The organism is Bradyrhizobium iriomotense, assembly GCF_030160715.1.
Classification (GTDB): domain Bacteria; phylum Pseudomonadota; class Alphaproteobacteria; order Rhizobiales; family Xanthobacteraceae; genus Bradyrhizobium; species Bradyrhizobium iriomotense.
The window spans coordinates 1-1085 of sequence record NZ_BSOW01000120.1 but is presented as its reverse complement, the minus strand read 5'-3'; the positions used below and the strand labels follow the sequence as shown (position 1 = coordinate 1085).

Below are 1085 nucleotides of genomic sequence, written 5' to 3'. Positions count from 1 at the left end.
CAGCGCACCCGGCGCGCCAGCGTGATGTCGCTGGTGCGCGATCTCGTCGCCGCCTTTTCCGCCAATGACGACGGGCTGCTCGGCCTGTTCGGGGCCTTCGCCTACGACCTCGTCTTCCAGATCGAGGACCTCGTGCAGAAGCGCGCGCGCGAAAACGACCAGCGCGATATCGTGCTCTACGTCCCTGATCGCCTGCTCGCCTATGACCGCGCCACCGGCCGCGGCGTGGTGCTGAGCTACGACTTCACCTGGAAGGGCCGGTCGACCGAGGGCCTGACGCGCGAGACCGCGGACAGCCCGTATCTCAAGACGCCGCGCCAGGGCTTTGCCGATCACGCGCCCGGCGAATACCAGGCGACGGTGGAAACCGCGCGCGCGGCCTTTGCCCGCGGCGATCTCTTTGAAGCCGTGCCGGGGCAGCTTTTCGCCGAGCCCTGCGAGCGGTCGCCGGCAGAAGTGTTCCAGCGTCTTTGCGTCATCAACCCGTCGCCCTACGGCGCGCTGATGAACCTAGGCGACGGCGAGTTCCTGGTGTCGGCCTCGCCCGAGATGTTCGTGCGCTCCGACGGCCGTCGCGTCGAGACCTGCCCGATCTCGGGCACGATTGCGCGCGGCACCGACGCGATCGGCGATGCCGAGCAGATCCGCCAGCTCCTGAACTCGGAGAAGGACGAGTTCGAGCTCAACATGTGCACCGACGTCGATCGCAACGACAAGGCGCGGGTCTGCGTGCCCGGCACCATCAAGGTGCTGGCACGGCGGCAGATCGAGACCTACTCAAAGCTGTTCCACACCGTCGACCATGTCGAAGGCATGTTGCGTCCCGGCTTCGATGCTCTCGACGCATTCCTGACCCATGCCTGGGCCGTCACCGTCACCGGCGCGCCCAAGCTCTGGGCAATGCAGTTCGTCGAGGATCACGAGCGCTCGCCGCGCCGCTGGTATGCGGGTGCGATTGGCGCGGTGAATTTCGACGGCAGCATCAACACCGGCCTGACCATCCGCACCATCCGCATGAAGGATGGGCTTGCAGAAGTGCGCGTCGGCGCGACCTGCCTGTTCGACTCCGATCCGGCCGCGGAAGA

At 66.8% G+C, this 1085-nt stretch carries 1 protein-coding gene; it reads left to right on the top strand.

Annotation, left to right across the window (positions count from 1 at the left end; translation table 11 throughout):
• A partial coding sequence (locus tag QQL28_RS45675) for an anthranilate synthase component I (protein ID WP_284276427.1) occupies nucleotides 1–1085 on the top strand: 1085 nt, incomplete at both ends.